Source organism: Pseudoduganella sp. jia 12 (assembly GCF_055502675.1).
Window position 1 is genome coordinate 1 of the sequence record NZ_JBUXKP010000006.1, and the last position, 16280, is coordinate 16280.

Below are 16280 nucleotides of genomic sequence, written 5' to 3' on the forward strand. Positions count from 1 at the left end.
CTGATCGGCGACGCCACCAAGGCGAAAACGGCACTGGGCTGGGAGCCGAAGACCACGCTGGAAGAGCTGTGCCAGATGATGGTCGAGGCCGACCTGCGCCGCAATACCGCCGGCTTCTCGTTCTGACATGGCCGCGGCCTTGCAGCTGTTGTCACCGGCCCGCGAAGGCGCTGGCAAGCGCGCGCTGGTGACCGGCATCGCCGGCTTCACGGGCCGCTATGTGGCGCAGGAGCTGCGCGCCGCCGGCTACGAAGTGTTCGGCCTGGCCAGCCCGGGGCGCGGGCACGGGCCCGAAACGGTGGCGGTCGACCTGACCGATCGCGTGGCGCTGGCCGCCGCGGTGCATTCGCTGCAACCCGACGTGGTGGTCCACCTGGCGGCGATCGCGTTCGTCGCCCACAGCGACGTCGAACAGATCTACCGCGTCAACGTGACCGGCACCCGCAACCTGCTCGAAGCCCTGGCGACCTCGCCGAAGAAGCCGTCGGCCGTGCTGCTCGCATCGTCCGCCAACATCTACGGCAACACCGATGCCGGCACGATCGGCGAGGATGTGCCGGCCGCTCCCGCCAACGATTATGCCGTCAGCAAGCTGGCCATGGAATACATGGCGCGGCTGTGGATGGACCGGCTGCCGCTCATCATCGTGCGGCCGTTCAACTACACCGGCGTGGGCCAGGCCGAGAACTTCCTGCTGCCGAAGATCGTGGCGCACTTCAGGCGGCGCGAGGCGCGCATCGAACTGGGCAACCTGCACGTGTGGCGCGATTTCTCCGACGTGCGTGTGGTGGCCGGCAGCTACCGCCACCTGGTCGCTGCCGGTCCGGCCGCCATCGGCAAGACGTTCAATGTCTGCTCCGGCAAGGCGTATTCGCTGGGCGAAGCGCTCGACATGATGGGCACGATCGCCGGCTACCGGATCGATGTGCACGTCAATCCCGCCTTCGTGCGCGCCAACGAAGTGGTGCGCCTGACCGGCGACAACACGCGCCTGCAAGCCGTCGTCGGCACGATGGCCCCGCCGCCGCTGGAGCAGACCTTGCGCTGGATGTACGAGGCGTGACACTGAAAGTCGGCGTCTCCGCCACCACGATTGAACCCGGCCTCACCGGCGGCCATCTCGACGGGATCGGCGTGTACAGCCGCGCGCTGCTGCGCGAACTGCCGCGCGCCGGCATCACCGTCGACGCCCGCTCGTTCGGCCCCGCCACGCAACTCACCGTTGGCCGTCCGATGCCGCGGTCGTTCCCGCTGGCGACCGTGCGCGACCTGGTGTTGCCCGGGTCATTGCCCGGTGCCCGGGAACACCTGGACGTGGACCTGTTCCACGCCACCGATTACCGCATCGTCAGGATGGACCGGCCCATCGTGGCCACGCTGCACGACGCACTGCCGATCTCCCATCCCGAATGGTGCAACCCCAGGCTGCGCGGGCTGAAGAACTGGCTGCAGGCCAGGGCCGCGCGCAAGGCCGACCACGTGATCGCCCATACCCGTTACACCATCGCCGAGCTGGTGCAGTGCTTCGGCGTCGACGAACGCCGCATCAGCGTGGTGCCGTGCGGTGTGGACGAAGAATGGCTCGACGCGCCCGATGCCGGGCAGGTCGCCGCCACGCTGGCGCAGCACGGCCTGCGGCCCGGCTATTTCCTCACCGTCGGCACGCTGCAGCCGCGCAAGAACATCGGCGCGCTGCTGGAGGCCTATCTCGGCTTGCCGGCCAGCGTGCGCGCCCGGCGCCAGCTCGTGATCGTGGGCGCGGCCGGTGCGCGCAGCGGGGAACTCGTGGCCCGCATCAAGGCTGCGCAGCAGAACGGCGAGAGCGTGGTGTGGCTCAGCCGCCTGACCAGCAGCGAAGCGCTGCGCCATGTGTATGCGGGCGCAGGCGTGTTCGTGTTCCCCACGCTGTATGAAGGCTTCGGCATCCCGGTGGTGGAAGCGTTTGCTTCCGGTGTGCCGGTAGTGGCGTCGAACGCGACCTCGGTGCCGGAAGTATCGGGCGGCGCGGCGATCGATGTCGACCCGATGTCGAGCGCGGCCATCGGCGCGGCCATGCTGGAACTGGCGCGCGACGAGGCGCTGCGCAATCGCTGCATCGCCGCCGGCAAGGCACGCGCGGCGGAGCTGACATGGCGCGACACGGCGCGCAAGACTGCGGCTGTCTATGAAGCCGTGCTGAAAAACTGAAACAGAATGCGCGTTCTTCATTTCTACAAGACGTATTACCCCGACTCATGGGGCGGCGTGGAACAGGCCATCCGCCAGATCTGCATGAGCACCGCGCGCCTGGGCATCACCAACGAAGTGCTGACGCTGACCCGCAATGGCGGCCCGGCGCGCATGGAGATCGACGGCCAGGTGGTGCACCGCGTGCCGCAGGATATCGAGATCGCCTCGAATGCGATGTCGTTCGCGTCGATCCGCGCGCTGGCCCGGCTGGTACGCTCGGCGGACGTGGTGCATTATCACTTCCCCTGGCCGTTCGGCGACCTGGCGCATTTCCTCGCGCGCGTGAAGAAGCCCTCGGTGGTCACCTATCACTCGGACATCGTGCGCCAGAAGGCGCTGCTCAAGCTGTACTCGCCGCTGATGCACCGTTTCCTGGCCGACGTGGACGGCATCGTCGCCACGTCGCCGAACTACTTTGCATCGTCCGACGTGCTGCGGCGCTATGGCGAGAAGGTGCGCGCGATCCCCTTCGGGCTGGACCGGAACACGTATCCGCAGCCGTCGCCGGAACGGCTGGCGCACTGGCGCGCCGAGGTGGGCGAGCGCTTCTTCCTGTTCGTCGGCGTGCTGCGCTACTACAAGGGCCTGCACATCCTGCTCGATGCGCTGGCGCGCTGCGAATACCCGGTGGTGATCGTTGGCGCGGGGCCGATCGAAAACGAGCTGAAGGAACATGCGCGGCGCCTCGGCCTGGAACACGTGCGCTTCGTCGGCGCCGTGGACGAACACGACAAGGTGGCGCTGCTGACGCTGTGCTACGCGATGGCGTTCCCCTCGCACCTGCGCTCCGAGGCATTCGGCATTTCGCTGCTGGAAGGGGCGATGTACGGCAAACCGATGATCTCGAGCGAGATCGGCACCGGCACCAGCTACATCAATATCGATGGCGATACGGGCATCGTGGTGCCGCCCAGCGACCCGGCGGCATTCGGCGACGCGATGCGCACGCTGTGGGAAGACCCGGCGCTCGCCCAGGCAATGGGGCAGCGCGCCAGCGAGCGTTACCGTGCCTTGTTCACCTCGGAAAAGATGGCGGCGGATTACGCGGCGCTGTATTGTGAAGTTGCAAATAGTTCCGCGTAAGCTTGCATGCCTTGACTTAGATCAAGGCAGCGACCTGACGCACCGCTAATATGGATACCGGACTCCCTGCCGTCGTCACGGTCTGCAAATTCCTGAACGTGCAGCGCAACAACGGGGCGGCGGCGAGAGTCCACCAGATTCTTTGTATTACCTTCGGGCACCGGCTCCGAAAGCTGGATTGAAGCCAGACGCCAGCACCGCTACGCCGGCAAGGAGCGATGCTCGTTGAATTCCGATGCCGGTTGAGGTGCTGGCTCATAGGCCAGCACCGCTATGCCGGCAAGGAGCGATGCTCGTTGAATTCGCGGCTACGCTGTTTCCGCCCACTTTTCCTTGATCGCGCAAATCGCCGGCAGCAGGCCCACGAACAGGTCCACCAGTTGCGGATCGAACTGCACGCCGCGCTGCTTCTGCAGCAGTTCCACCGCTTCCTCCACGGGCCACGCCTTCTTGTACGGGCGTTCGGACGTCAGCGCGTCGAACACGTCGGCGATCGCGCAGATGCGGCCTTCGAGCGGGATCGCCTCGCCGGCCAGGCCGTTCGGATAGCCGCTGCCATCCCATTTCTCGTGGTGCGTCAGCGCGATGTTGCGCGCCAGCTTCAGCATGCCGTGCGCATGTTCGCCGATGATGTCGGCGCCGATCGCGGCATGCGATTTCATGATGGTCCACTCGTCCGGGTCCAGTGGGCCCGGTTTCTGCAGGATACGGTCGGGAATCCCGATCTTGCCCACGTCGTGCATCGGCGCCGCGTGCAGCAGGTCGTCCGCCTCGGCCTCGCTCATGCCCGCGGCCACGCCCAGCAGGCGCGCGTAATGGCTCATGCGGATCACGTGCATGCCGGTTTCGTTGTCCTTGTATTCCGACGCCAGGCCGAGGCGCTGCACGATTTCCAGCCGGCTTTCCTTCAGCTCGTCCATCCGCACCAGCGACAGGTGGGTGCGCACGCGGGCGCGCACGATCGGCGCGCTGACCGGCTTCGTGATGTAGTCCACGGCGCCCGCGTCGAAGCCACGCACTTCGTCTTCCGGATCGGTCAGCGCCGTCACGAAGATGACCGGGATCGATGCCGTGGCCGGGTCGGCCTTCAGCGTGCGGCATGCTTCATGGCCCGTCATGCCGGGCATCATCACGTCGAGCAGGATCAGGTCCGGGTGTTCCTGGCGCGTCAACTCCAGCGCCCGGGCGCCATCCTTGGCGAACAGCAGCCGGTAGTGGTCCTGCAGGATCTGGCGCAGCAGTTGCAGGTTGCTGGCTTCGTCGTCCACGACGAGGACCAGCGGCAGGTGGGAATTCTGTTTCATTCGGTGGGTTCCATATCGGTGGCAAGGACCGTTTGCAGCATCGTCGCCAGCCTGGTTTCGGCCAATGTAAAGTCGAAGTCGTCGATCGCCATCTGCAGCGGCGCCAGCGTGACGGGTGGCGCATGGCCGTGCAGCGCCCGCGACAGGCTGGCCAGCGCGGTGTCGTCGAGGGCGCCGCGTGCCAGCGACTGCTGCAGCGCATCGGCGGCGGCGCGCACGGCGGCGGCATCGAGCAGCGCCGCCGGTGCGGCTTGCCCGGCAGCGCAGGAATCGGCCAAGGCTTTGGGGCAAGGCTCGGTATGCACCGCTGCCAGCGCCACATCGAGCTCGCCGGCGTGACGTGCCAGCAGCGCCGGCAATGCATCGCGATCATCCATGGCTGCCTTCTCGATCCCGGCCAGCGTTTCCGCCAGCTGTTCCAGGCCCAGGTTGGCGGCCACGCCGCGCACCCGGTGCGCCTGCGCCTGCAGGCCGGCAGTGTCGCCGGCTTCATGGAGCGCCAACAGCTGGCTTGCGCCTGGCGCATGGTCCGCATCGAAGCGGCACAGCGCCAGCTGGTGCTCCGTGCTGCCGCCCCAGCGCAGCGCGCCGGCCACGCGGTTCAGCACTTGCGCGGCGCCCGGCGTGCCGGCGGCCGGGACCGCGCAGACCGGCTGCAAGCCGAGCACGCGGGCGATTTCATGCGACAGCGCATACCAGTCCACCGGCTTGGAGGCGAAACCGTCCATGCCGGCCGCCGTGCTGGCCTTGCGGTGCGCTTCCAGCACGCTGGCCGTCATCGCCAGCACCGGCACGCGCGGGCGGCCGTTGCGGGCGGCTTCCTCGCGGATCATCCGGGTGGCCGCCAAGCCGTCGACGTTCGGCATCTGCACGTCCATCAGGATCACGTCGAAGTCATGCCGTGCCGCCAGTTCGGCTGCGATGGCGCCATCCTGCGCCGGTGTCAGCGTGTGGCCGCGCTTGCCCATCAACAGGCCCAGCAGCTCGAGGTTCTGCGCCACGTCGTCCGCGGCCAGCACGCGCAGCGGCGGCAGTTCGTAGGCCACGCGCTGGCGCTGGCGCGGCGTCAGGGCCTGCTGCGGGTCGATGGCAGGCACCAGCGGCAGCACCACGTGGAACGTGGTGCCTTCGCCCGGCGTGCTCTCGGCCCAGATTCGGCCGCCCATCAGTTCCACCAGCTGCTTGCTGATGGTGGTGCCCAGGCCTGTGCCGCCGAAGCGGCGCGTCATCGACGCATCGGCCTGCGTGAACGGGTCGAAGATCGCGGCCAGGCGGTCCGGCGCGATGCCGATGCCGGTATCGCGCACGGCGATCGCCAGTTCCTCGCCCAGCCGGGTGACCGACAGCGTGACGCTGCCGGCGGCGGTGAACTTGATCGCGTTGTCCACGAGGTTGGTCAGCACCTGGCGCATGCGCAGCTCGTCGCCGTGCAGCCATGGCGACAGCTCCGGCGCGAACGCGATGTTCAGCGCCAGCCCCTTGGCGCGCGCCGTGGTGTTATACGTCGACGACAGTTCGTCGATCAGGTTCAGCAGGTTGTAGTCGTCCAGCTCCAGCTCCACCGCGCCTTTTTCCAGCTTGGCGGTATCGAGGATCTCGTTCAAGAGGCGCAGCAGCGAGCGGCCGGCATTGCGTACCGTGTCCAGGTGGCCGCGCTGGTCCGGTTTCAGTTCGGTGTCGAGCAGCACGTCGGTGAAGCCGAGGATGGAATTCATCGGCGTGCGGATTTCATGGCTCATGTTGGCCACGAAGCTGGCGCGCGCCGCCGATGCCTGTTCCGCCTTTTCCTTGGCGTCGCGCAGGTCTTCCTCCATCTGGCGCCGCTCGGTGGTGTCGAGGATCACGCCATCGAACCAGCGTGGCCTGCCATCGTCGCCCCTCACCATCGTGCCGTGCTCCCAGACCCAGCGCCACGTGCCGTCCGCATGGCCAATCCGGTATTCGACCGTGTAGGGCAGGCCGTTCTCCGCGCACAGCTTGCAGACCGCCGTCACACGCGCCGCATCGATCGGCAACACCAGGTCGTTCAGTGTGCGGAAACTGTTGGGACCGACGAAATCGGCCACCGGGTGGCCGGTGACCCATTCCACGCCATCGCTGATGAATTCGAGCGGATAGTCGTCTTCCGCGCGGCAGCGGAACGCGATGCCGGGAATGCTGCCGATCAGGGAGCGGAACTGCTGTTCGCTGTCGCGCAGCGCCTGCATGATCTGGCGCCGTTCGCTGATGTCGGTGATGAAGAGGACGTACACATTGCCGTCGAGGAGCTTGGCATGGCCGAGCGCCTTGCGGATCGGGACTTCGGAGCCATCCTTGCGGCGGCCCATCACTTCCTCGCCGGCGCGCGCCAGGTGCATGTCGCCGGTGCGGATGCAGCGCAACAGGCCATGCTGCTCCGAAGCCTCTGGATCGGCCATCAGCAGCTTGGCGGGCTGGCCGACGATCTCATCCTGCGTCCAGCCGAAGATGCGCTCGGCCGATGCATTGAATTCGCGGATGATGCCCTGCTCGTCGATCGTGACGACGCCGTCGACGGTGGTCGTCGTCAGCGCGTGCATCGACCGTTCGCTCTGCAGCAGGCTGCGGTACATCTCGCGGTAGCGCAGCAGGCCTTGCACAGCCATCACCGCCAGCGTGAACAGGATCGTGATGACGGAAACGGAAAGGGCCATTTCGTCCGTGTCGTCCGGCAGGGCGATGGCGGGCGGCGTGCCGACGAAACGCGCCGCCGCCATGCCGGTGTAGTGCATGCCCGTGATCGCGCAGCCCATCACGACGGCGCTGATGCCGAGGCGCTGCCGCGACGACAGGTGCTGCGCGCGCTGGCGCAAGCCGAAGCGCACGCCCAGCGCGACCGTCGACAGCACCACGGCCACCACGATCGACAGCGCGAACATGAGCGGATCGTAGTGCAGGTCCAGCGCCGTCTCCATGGCCGCCATGCCGCTGTAGTGCATGGCGCCGATGCCCGCGCCCACCAGCACGCCGCGCAGCAGCAGGGTGCCGCGCGTGAGCCGCTCGCGCCGCGTGATCGACAGCGCCACCGCCGATGCGGCAATACCGGGCAGCATCGACAGGGCGGTGAGCACCGGTTCGTATTGCGTGCCGGTGCAGACGTCGAATGCCAGCATACCGATGAAATGCATGGCCCAGATGCCGGCGCCGAGCGCCAGGCTGCCGGACAGCAGCGCGGCTGCGCGCAAGCCACGGGTCTGCGCGGCGCTCTGGTGACCGGCGATATACAGGCCCATGCCCGATGCAAAGATCGCGATGAGCACGGACAGCGCCACCAGCCGGAAATCGTAGGTGCCGTATTGCAGTAGCGACGGGTCGTCCGGCGGCAAGAACAGGGTGGTCAGCGCAAGGATATCCATGGCGGGGAAGGAATTTAATAGTTGCTGCAAGGTATCACATTTTCCGGTTCGGAATTAAAGACTTGCGTGATTTGGAAAGGCTTTCGCATGGCGCTCCCAGCCTTGTCGTTGCAGGGTTGCGACACGGTTGTCTGATTGGTATCGGAATGAATAGCTTATTGCCACGCCGTGGTGCCGGCATGCGGTGCCCGAAGCCACGTGCCCGCGTATCCGGCTGCAAAAAGCGGCGACGAAAACTGGTCAGGCCAGTGATCGAAAGGCCGGGATTTTTGCTTGCTTAACGCCCTGTTAGGTTGTACGATGACATACAACTATGGCCCCGCGCCTGGTGCTGCTGCTGATCTCGCTGGAGACCGAGAGAGATCAAACGATAACCTACACAAGTGATCCCTATGAAGCTGAACGAGCCCGTAAGCCAGCAAGGCGCTGGCCAGCGCGCCGTAGCACCCGCCGGTAAGTACCGGTGGACCATCTGCGCGCTGCTGTTCTTTGCCACGACCGTCAACTATCTCGACCGCCAGGTGCTGTCCTTGCTGGCGCCGCAGCTCTCGAAGGAATTCAACTGGTCCAACTCGGACTACGCCAACATCACCGCCGCGTTCCAGTTCGTGTATGCGCTGTCGATGGTGTTTGCCGGCCCGATCGTCGACAAACTCGGCACCAAGAAAGCCTATATGTGGGCGATCGCCATCTGGTCCGGCGGCGCGATCCTGCATGCCTATGCGGTACCGATGGGCAACGCGGTCGGCAGCGCGATGGGCGCTCTGGGCATGGTAGCGGCACCAGCTTCCATCGTCGGCTTCATCATTTCGCGCGCCGTGCTGGCGGTGGGCGAGGCCGGCAACTTCCCGGCCGCGATCAAGGCCACGGCGGAATTCTTCCCGAAGAAGGAACGCGCCTTTGCCACCGGCATCTTCAACTCCGGCGCCAACGTGGGCGCGATCCTGGCACCGCTGACGGTGCCGGTCATCGCCATCTACTGGGGCTGGCAGGCCGCGTTCATCGCGATCGGCGCCATCGGCTTCATCTGGATGATCTTCTGGCACCTGATGTTCGACTCGCCGGAGAAAAAACTGTCGGCCGCCGAACTGGCCTATGTGCGCAGCGATTCCGGCACGGGTGCCACCGCGGCGGCGCCCGTGGGCGCCAAGAAGGTGCCATGGACCAAGCTGCTGACCTACCGCCAGACGTGGGCGTTTGCGGGCGGCAAGTTCCTGACCGATGGCATCTGGTGGTTCTTCCTGTTCTGGCTGCCAAAGTACCTGGCCTCGGAATACCAGATGGGCCCGGCGGACATCGTGGTTCCGCTGGCCGTGCTGTACAGCATGACCATGTTCGGCAGTATCGGCGGCGGCTACTTCCCCGCCTACTTCATGAACCGCGGCATGTCGCCGTACGACGGCCGCATGAAGGCGATGCTGGTAATCGCGCTGTTCCCGCTCGTGGTGCTGGCCGCGCAGCCGCTGGGCTCGATCAGCTTCTGGGTACCCGTGATCCTGATCGGTATCGGCGCCTCGGCCCACCAGGCATGGTCGGCCAACCTGTTCACCACCGTGTCCGACATGTTCCCGCAGCGTACCGTCGCTTCCGTGGTCGGCATCGGCGGCATGGCCGGCGGCTTGGGCGGCGTGGCCGTGTCGAAGCTGGGCGGCTGGCTGTTCGACTACTACGGTGCGCAGGGCAGCCTGTCCACCGGCTACATGATCATGTTCACGCTGTGCGCCGTGGCTTACCTGCTGGCCTGGTTCCTGATGAAGGCCCTGGTACCGCACCACAAGGAAATCACGGACCTGTGATTCCTGCCCCATGATCCATTCCTCCATCACGACGGCCGCGCTGGCGCTGGTATTGACCAGCGCGGCGGCCGCCGAGGGCCGCACCGGTACCCATCAGGGTATCGCCGTGCGGCCCTTCGGCGTTCTGGCCACGGGCCAGCCCATCGAACAGGTCACGCTGATGAACGACCGCGGCATGACGCTGTCCTACATCGACTATGGTGCCACGATCACCGCCGCCACCGTGGCGGACCGCGCCGGCCGGCGCGCCAATGTGATCCTCGACCAGCCCGATCTGGCCACCTACGAACGGTCGAAAACCAAGCATGCGGCCGTTATCGGCCGCTATGCCGGCCGCATCGCCAACGCGCGTTATACGCTCGACGGCAAGACGGTCGAACTGATCCCGAACGCCCGCGGCATGACCATCCACGGCGGGCCGGACGGCTACGAAAAACGGGTGTGGAAACGCCGCGATTTCGCCGACAAGGCGTCGGTCGGTTCCACCTACACACTGGTCAGCCCGGATGGCGACCAGCGCTTTCCCGGCACGCTGACGATCGACGTCACCTACCGGCTGCAGCGGGCGAGCGACGAATTCTCGATCGAGTACGCGGCGCGTACCGACAAGCCCACGGTCCTCAATCTCACCAACCACGGCTACTTCAACCTGGCCGGCGCCGGCAGTGGCGGGCTGCAGACGCACCGGTTCTGCATCGCCGCCGAACGCTACGCGGTAACGGACGACGATCGCCTGCCCACCGGCGAGCTGGCACCGGTGGCCGGCACGCCGCTGGACCTGCGCCGGCCAACCGATATCACGCCGCTGCTGGCCAAACCGGCGGGCACGCTGGCACCGCCGCGCGGCTTCGACCACAGCTATGTATTCGGCCAGCCGCCCGGCCAGCTTGCGCGCGTGGCCATCATCGACGACACGGCCAGCGGCCGGCGCATGGAAGTCTTCACCAGCGAACCGTCGGCGCAGTTCTACACCGGCAACGGGTTCAACGGCACGGAGCGCGGCAGCAGCGGCCGGCCCTACCAGCAGCACGACGGCTTCGCGTTCGAAACGCAGCACCTGCCGGACAGCCCGAACCAGCCATCGTTCCCGACCACGGCGCTGTACCCGGGCCAGGAATTCAAGGCGGTGACGACGTTCCGCTTCTCGGCGCTGCCACCCGGCGCCGCGCCTGGCACCTGCATGCCGGCCACCAGCCCATGAGGCAGCGGTGTCTGACACCATTTTCTGGGTGAATCTCCCAGAAATGGTGTCAGGAAGGAGAGAAGGCCTGCAGGCCTTCTCCGCTATGCAGGCGAGAAGCATGCTTCTCGAAATCCCTGCTCCGCCACCGGTTTTCCTCCGATCTGGCCCATCACGACGTAAATCCAGGTTAAACGTTTTACAAAACCAGCCCCGGCGATTGCCTTCCCGTCGGCCGCCGGGTTAAGATCACCGGCACCCCTGGCCGATCCGATCATGAAAAAAACCATCCCGACCATCCGCGACGTGGCGGCCGCCGCCGGCGTCTCGACCGCCACCATTTCCAAGTTCATCAATGGCACGCAGCGCTTTTCGCCGGCCGTGGAAGAGCGCATTGCCCAGGTGATCGGCGAGATGGGCTACCGGTCGAACCCCCTGGCGCAATCGATGATCACGGGGAAGACGAAAACCGTCGGGCTGTCCGTACTGGACGTGACCAATCCCCATTTCACCAGCATCGTCAAGGGGGCGAACCGGGTGGCGCAGGAACACGGCTACACGGTGCTGCTGGTCGATACGGAAGAGAATCCCGGCCGCGAACGGGCGCTGCTCGAGGCGCTGTCGCGCCGTGTCGACGGCCTGATCATCTTTTCGCGCATGCCGGATACGGAGCTGGAATGGCTGGCCGGCCTCGACAAACCGCTGGTGTTCTTCGGCCGCCTGCCGCGCATGACGCTGCCTACGGTGGCGAGCGACGACCACCGCGGCGCCTACATGATGACGCGCCACCTCGTCACGCTGGGGCACAAGCGTTTTGCCTACATGGGTTTTTCAAGATCGCGGCGCGACGAGGAGCGGATGGGCGGCGTGAAGGAGTGCCTGGCCGCCCACGGGCTGGAACTGGCGGTGTACGATGCCGCGTCGCCGTCGGCGCAGGAAGGGGAGCGCCTGTGCGCCGACATGATGCTGGGCGCCGACCACCCGGACGCGCTGGTCTGCTACAACGACCTGATGGCGCTGGGCTTCATGAAGGCCGCGCAAACGCTGGGCTTCCGCATTCCGGCCGACATCTCCGTGGCTGGCGTCGACAATATCGTGTACGGCAACTACACGTCGCCGCCGCTGACGACCGTCGACCTGCACAGCGAGCGGATGGGCGTGGCGGCGATGGAAAAACTGCTCGACACCATCGCCGGCCGGCCCACGGAGCCGTTCACGCTGATCGAGCCGCAACTGATCCTGCGCGGTTCCACCGCGAACCGCAACTGAGCGGGCGGCGCCTGCCGCCTTACGCCGCTCGGGTTACAGTAACCGTTTTCTACGGTATATCGCCGGGCTTATGTGCTCCGGTGAAGAACCGATTACGATGGCCTACCTGACCAGAAAACCCGCGACATGCCCCACCTGAGAATCGAATACACCGGCAACCTCGACGGCCACGTCGACATGCAGTCGCTGTGCAACGTGCTGTGCCGTACCCTGACGCAGTTCCAGGACGACACGGGCAACTCCGTTTTCCCGCTGACCGGCACGCGCGTGCTGGCGTATCCGGCGCCCTATGCGGCGGTGGCCGACGGCGCTCCCGACCGCGCCTTCCTCTACCTGCTGCTGCGCATCGCCCCCGGCCGGCCGCAGCCGTTGCTCGACGCGGTCGGCAAGGCGCTGCTGGCCCAGCTCGACTGCACGCTGGCACCCGTCACCGGACTGCGTTCCATTCGCGCCACGTTGCAGTTCGACGAAGGGCGGCCCGTGTATGAAGGGAAGTGGGCGTCGGCTTAGCAAAACCGGTGTCCATAAATAGAAGAGCCCGTGTCCCCGTGCCAGGCACGGGGACACGGGCTCAGCCGTGACAACAATATTGCTCGATTAAATCAGAACGCGCAGGTAGCGTCCGCCAACCCTTGCACACCAGGGTTCAGCAGAATGACACTGCCGCCCCATTCCGCATCTTCCGGCTTGCCGGAAACGATCGAAGTCACGATCATGGTCCGCAAATCGGCGCCGCCGAACGTGCACATCGACGGTTTCGCGAACGGCACGTCGATGCGGCGGTCCAGCTTGCCCGAAGGCGTAAAGCGGAGCAGGGCGCCGGCGTCATTGGCGCAGATCCAGTAGCAGCCATCGGCATCGACCACGGCGCCATCGGGACGGCCCACGTGGTCGGCCAGGTTCGCGAACACGCGGCGGTTCGACGGTGTGCCCGTTTCGATGTCGTAATCGAAGGCCCAGATCAGGCGGCTCTTCGGATGCGAATCGGACAGGTACATCGTCTTGCCATCGGGCGACCATGACAGGCCGTTCTGCGTGAACAGCCCGGACACGACAGGTTGCGACAGGCCGTTGCCATCGTAGCGGTACAACTGCCCGATGTCTTTCGCGGCAGCCATGTCCATGAACATGGTGCCGCTCCAGAAACGGCCCTGGCGGTCGGTGCGGCCATCGTTGAAGCGCATGCCGGCGCCGAGATCGGCCGGCTTGCCCAGCAACGTGGTCGCCACGGTGCCATTGTCGAACAGGTCGACGTCATACATCCCCGTTTCCATGCCGGCGATCAGGCCGCCACGGGCACGGGGTGCCACACAGCCGGCCATCTCGGGCAGGTCCCACGAGCGTGCCTTGCCGGCGGCAGCGAGCCGCCAGACGCGTTTCGCGGGAATGTCGACCCAGTACCACGCCCGGGCGGCGGCATCCCACGCCGGGCTTTCGCCCGTCGCGCAATGCACGCCGTCGATGCGTTCGATCGACGGGTTTGCCATTACTTCAGCACCAGCTCGCCATCGACGACGCGCGGGATGCCCAGCGAGTTCGCGCTGTCCAGTGCGGCCGGCAGCAGCTCGGCCGGCACGTCCTGGTACGAAACCGGACGCAGGAAGCGGTCGATCGCCGAAGCGCCCACCGAGGTGGAGCGGCTGTCCGAAGTGGACGGGAACGGGCCGCCGTGCACCATGGCGTGCGACACTTCCACGCCGGTGCCGAAGCCGTTGAACAGGATGCGGCCGGCTTTGCGTTCCAGCGTCGGCAGCAGCTTGCGGGCAACCGCGATGTCGTCGCCGGTAGCGTGCACGGCGGCGGTCAGCTGGCCTTCGACGTGTTCTGCTACCGCTACCAGTTCAGCTTCGTCCTTGGCACGGATCAGCAGCGACGTCGGGCCAAAGATTTCGCCTTCCAGTTCCGGCTTGGCCAGGAAGTGTTCGCCCGAGGTTTCGTACAGTGCAGCCACTGCGCCGCACGGCACTTCGCTCGTCTTGCCTTGGCCAACCAGGCTCACGCCTTCGATACCGGCCAGTTGCGCCACGCCCTTGTTGTAGGCGGAGTGGATGCCCGGGGTCAGCATCGTGGCGGCACCCTTGGCGCCCAGCGCGACTTTCACGCCTTCCAGGAATTTGTCCAGTGCCGGCGAATCGAGAGCGATCAGCAGGCCCGGGTTCGTGCAGAACTGGCCGGCGCCCAGCGTCAGCGAATCCGCGAATTGCTGCGGCAGCTTTTCGTTGGCAGCCAGCGCGCCCGGCAGGATGAACACCGGATTGATCGAGCTCATCTCTGCATACACAGGGATCGGCTCTTCACGGGCAGCGGCCGTCTTCATCAGCGACACGCCACCTGCGCGGGAACCGGTGAAGCCGACAGCCTTGATGGCTGGGTGCGCTACCAGATTCTGGCCGATGGTCTGGCCGGAACCGATCAGCATCGAGAACACGCCTTCCGGCATGTCGCACTCGATGGCTGCCTGCTGCACGGCCTTGCCGACCAGCTCGGAGGTACCCAGGTGGGCCGAGTGGGCCTTCACGATGACCGGGCAACCTGCCGCCAGCGCCGAAGCGGTGTCGCCACCGGCCACGGAGAACGCCAGCGGGAAGTTGCTGGCGCCGAACACGGCAACCGGGCCCAGGCCGATCTTGCGCAGGCGGATATCCGGGCGCGGTGCCGGTGCACGGTCCGGCAGCGCGGAGTCCAGCGTGGCGGTCAGGTAACGGCCGTCACGCACGACTTTGGCGAACAGGCGCAGCTGATTGCAGGTGCGGCCACGCTCGCCTTCCAGGCGGGCCTGCGGCAGACCCGTTTCCTGCATCGCACGTTCGACCAGGGTCGAGCCCAGGTCCATGATGCGGTCAGCGATCGTTTCCAGGAACTTGGCGCGCTGTTCCGGCGTCGTTTCGCGGTAGCGATCGAACGCCTCGTCCGCCAGCTTGCAGGCCAGGTCCAGCTCGGCCTGGGAAGCCAGGCCGAAAGCCGGTTCGATCTGCTCGTTGCGAGACGGATCGATGGCCTTGACGGAGCCTTCCTTGCCGCTCACTACGGAACGGCCAATGATCATTTCACCTTTAATCTGCTGCATGTGCTCTCCTTTTACTGCGGGCCTTGTGCTCGCATCAGTTTTTCCAGCATTGCGACTTCTTCTTCCGTCAGGTCGGTCAGCGGTGCACGCACCGGACCGGCATCGTAGCCTGCAATCTTCGCGCCTGCTTTTACGATCGACACGGCGTAACCGGCCTTGCGGTTGCGGATTTCCAGGTACGGCAGGAAGAATTCGTCGATCAGACGGTTCTGGGTCGCGCGGTCGTCGTTGGCGACAGCGTGATAGAAGTCCATCGCCAGCTTCGGCATGAAGTTGAAGACAGCCGACGAGTATACAGGGACTCCGAGAGCTTTGTACGCAGCGGCATAAATCTCCGCGGTCGGCAGGCCGCCCAGGTAGCTGAAGCGGTCGCCCAGGCGGCGCCAGATCGACATCATCAGTTCGATGTCGCCGATGCCGTCCTTGAAGCCGATCAGGTTAGGGTTGCGGTCGGCCAGCTTTTCCAGCGAGTCGGCGGTCAGGCGGCAGGCGCCGCGGTTGTACACGACCACGCCGAAATCGACGGATTTGCAGACTTCTTCCACGTGGCGCACCAGGCCATCCTGGCTTGCTTCGGTCAGGTAGTGCGGCAGCAGCAGGATGCCTTGCGCGCCGATCTTTTCCGCTTCCTGTGCGTAGGCGATCGCCTGGCGGGTCGGGCCACCGGCACCGGCCAGGATCGGCACCACGCCGCGGCAGGTGTCGACGGCGGTCTTGATGACGTCGCCGTATTCATTCGGAGTCAGCGAGAAGAACTCACCCGTGCCGCCAGCCGAGAACAGGGCCGAGGCGCCGTACGGAGCCAGCCATTCCAGGCGCTTCGCGTACGTGTCGGCGCGGAAGTTGCCTTCCTGATCGAAGTCGGTGATCGGGAACGACAGCAGGCCATGGTTCAGGATTTTTTGGAGTTCTAACGGTTGCATGTGTGTCTCGCTTCTCAAGAAATGAACAACGGGGTAAAGGGTTCTGATGGCTCGC

General features: G+C 65.9%; 13 protein-coding genes. 8 read left to right on the plus strand and 5 right to left on the minus strand.

Translation table 11 applies throughout. The features are described 5' to 3' along the window. From ACY65G_RS14300 to ACY65G_RS14315, 4 genes are all read left to right on the plus strand, one after another. Nucleotides 1–126: GDP-mannose 4,6-dehydratase (locus tag ACY65G_RS14300; RefSeq protein WP_464998369.1), on the plus strand; the 126-nt coding region annotated here is incomplete at its 5' end. 1 nt (nt 127) lies between these two features. After that, nucleotides 128–1063, plus strand: coding sequence for an NAD-dependent epimerase/dehydratase family protein (locus tag ACY65G_RS14305; protein WP_464997315.1), 936 nt, complete (start codon nt 128–130; stop codon nt 1061–1063). After that, nucleotides 1060–2187, plus strand: a complete 1128-nt coding sequence (locus ACY65G_RS14310) for a glycosyltransferase family 4 protein (RefSeq protein ID WP_464997316.1) — start codon at nt 1060–1062, stop codon at nt 2185–2187. Before ACY65G_RS14305 ends, ACY65G_RS14310 begins: the two co-directional genes overlap by 4 nt. A 6-nt stretch (nt 2188–2193) precedes the next feature. Next, nucleotides 2194–3312, plus strand: coding sequence for a glycosyltransferase family 4 protein (locus tag ACY65G_RS14315; RefSeq protein ID WP_464997317.1), 1119 nt, complete (start codon nt 2194–2196; stop codon nt 3310–3312). A 308-nt stretch (nt 3313–3620) separates the two neighbouring features. Here ACY65G_RS14315 and ACY65G_RS14320 read toward each other — a convergent pair whose 3' ends face one another. After that, nucleotides 3621–4616 (minus strand): HD domain-containing phosphohydrolase, encoded by a 996-nt coding sequence (locus ACY65G_RS14320; protein ID WP_464997318.1) that lies wholly within the window; start codon nt 4614–4616, stop codon nt 3621–3623. Then, nucleotides 4613–8020: an MHYT domain-containing protein gene (locus ACY65G_RS14325; protein WP_464997319.1), complete on the minus strand. Its 3408-nt coding sequence runs from the start codon at nt 8018–8020 to the stop codon at nt 4613–4615. Before ACY65G_RS14325 ends, ACY65G_RS14320 begins: the two co-directional genes overlap by 4 nt. A 362-nt stretch (nt 8021–8382) precedes the next feature. Here ACY65G_RS14325 and ACY65G_RS14330 point away from each other — a divergent pair, with 362 nt between their 5' ends. The 4 genes from ACY65G_RS14330 (at nt 8383) to ACY65G_RS14345 (ending at nt 12745) form a co-directional block, all read left to right on the plus strand. Continuing rightward, the gene (locus ACY65G_RS14330) at nt 8383–9786 is read left to right on the plus strand and encodes an MFS transporter (RefSeq protein WP_464997320.1); all 1404 of its coding nucleotides are present in this window, start codon (nt 8383–8385) and stop codon (nt 9784–9786) included. A gap of 10 nt (nt 9787–9796) precedes the next feature. Next, nucleotides 9797–10987, plus strand: a complete 1191-nt coding sequence (locus ACY65G_RS14335; RefSeq protein ID WP_464997321.1) for an aldose epimerase family protein — start codon at nt 9797–9799, stop codon at nt 10985–10987. Between the two features lie 255 nt (nt 10988–11242). After that, a complete protein-coding gene (locus ACY65G_RS14340; protein WP_464997322.1) occupies nt 11243–12235 on the plus strand; it encodes a LacI family DNA-binding transcriptional regulator in 993 nt (330 codons plus the stop codon). A 126-nt stretch (nt 12236–12361) separates the two neighbouring features. Continuing rightward, the gene (locus ACY65G_RS14345; protein WP_464997323.1) at nt 12362–12745 is read left to right on the plus strand and encodes a 5-carboxymethyl-2-hydroxymuconate isomerase; all 384 of its coding nucleotides are present in this window, start codon (nt 12362–12364) and stop codon (nt 12743–12745) included. 92 nt (nt 12746–12837) lie between these two features. Here the strand turns inward: ACY65G_RS14345 and ACY65G_RS14350 are convergent, their stop codons facing one another. The 3 genes from ACY65G_RS14350 to kdgD are packed head-to-tail and all read right to left on the minus strand — an operon-like array spanning nt 12838 to nt 16225. Further along, nucleotides 12838–13722 carry an SMP-30/gluconolactonase/LRE family protein gene (locus ACY65G_RS14350; protein ID WP_464997324.1) on the minus strand — a complete coding sequence of 295 codons (885 nt, stop codon included), beginning with the start codon at nt 13720–13722 and terminating at the stop codon, nt 12838–12840. After that, nucleotides 13722–15302 carry an aldehyde dehydrogenase (NADP(+)) gene (locus tag ACY65G_RS14355; RefSeq protein WP_464997325.1) on the minus strand — a complete coding sequence of 527 codons (1581 nt, stop codon included), beginning with the start codon at nt 15300–15302 and terminating at the stop codon, nt 13722–13724. Before ACY65G_RS14355 ends, ACY65G_RS14350 begins: the two co-directional genes overlap by 1 nt. Before the next feature lie 11 nt (nt 15303–15313). Further along, nucleotides 15314–16225: a 5-dehydro-4-deoxyglucarate dehydratase gene (gene kdgD / locus ACY65G_RS14360; protein ID WP_464997326.1), complete on the minus strand. Its 912-nt coding sequence runs from the start codon at nt 16223–16225 to the stop codon at nt 15314–15316. Nucleotides 16226–16280 lie beyond the last annotated feature (55 nt).

What these genes read in the sequence shown, in the direction of transcription:
- ACY65G_RS14305 (WP_464997315.1), top strand. Translation starts at nt 128, where the DNA reads ATGGCCGCGGCCTTGCAGCTGTTGTCACCGGCCCGCGAAGGCGCTGGC.
- ACY65G_RS14315 (WP_464997317.1), top strand. Translation starts at nt 2,194, where the DNA reads ATGCGCGTTCTTCATTTCTACAAGACGTATTACCCCGACTCATGGGGC.
- ACY65G_RS14320 (WP_464997318.1), bottom strand. Translation starts at nt 4,616, where the DNA reads ATGAAACAGAATTCCCACCTGCCGCTGGTCCTCGTCGTGGACGACGAA.
- ACY65G_RS14330 (WP_464997320.1), top strand. Translation starts at nt 8,383, where the DNA reads ATGAAGCTGAACGAGCCCGTAAGCCAGCAAGGCGCTGGCCAGCGCGCC.
- ACY65G_RS14335 (WP_464997321.1), top strand. Translation starts at nt 9,797, where the DNA reads ATGATCCATTCCTCCATCACGACGGCCGCGCTGGCGCTGGTATTGACC.
- ACY65G_RS14340 (WP_464997322.1), top strand. Translation starts at nt 11,243, where the DNA reads ATGAAAAAAACCATCCCGACCATCCGCGACGTGGCGGCCGCCGCCGGC.
- ACY65G_RS14345 (WP_464997323.1), top strand. Translation starts at nt 12,362, where the DNA reads ATGCCCCACCTGAGAATCGAATACACCGGCAACCTCGACGGCCACGTC.
- ACY65G_RS14350 (WP_464997324.1), bottom strand. Translation starts at nt 13,722, where the DNA reads ATGGCAAACCCGTCGATCGAACGCATCGACGGCGTGCATTGCGCGACG.
- ACY65G_RS14355 (WP_464997325.1), bottom strand. Translation starts at nt 15,302, where the DNA reads ATGCAGCAGATTAAAGGTGAAATGATCATTGGCCGTTCCGTAGTGAGC.
- kdgD (WP_464997326.1), bottom strand. Translation starts at nt 16,225, where the DNA reads ATGCAACCGTTAGAACTCCAAAAAATCCTGAACCATGGCCTGCTGTCG.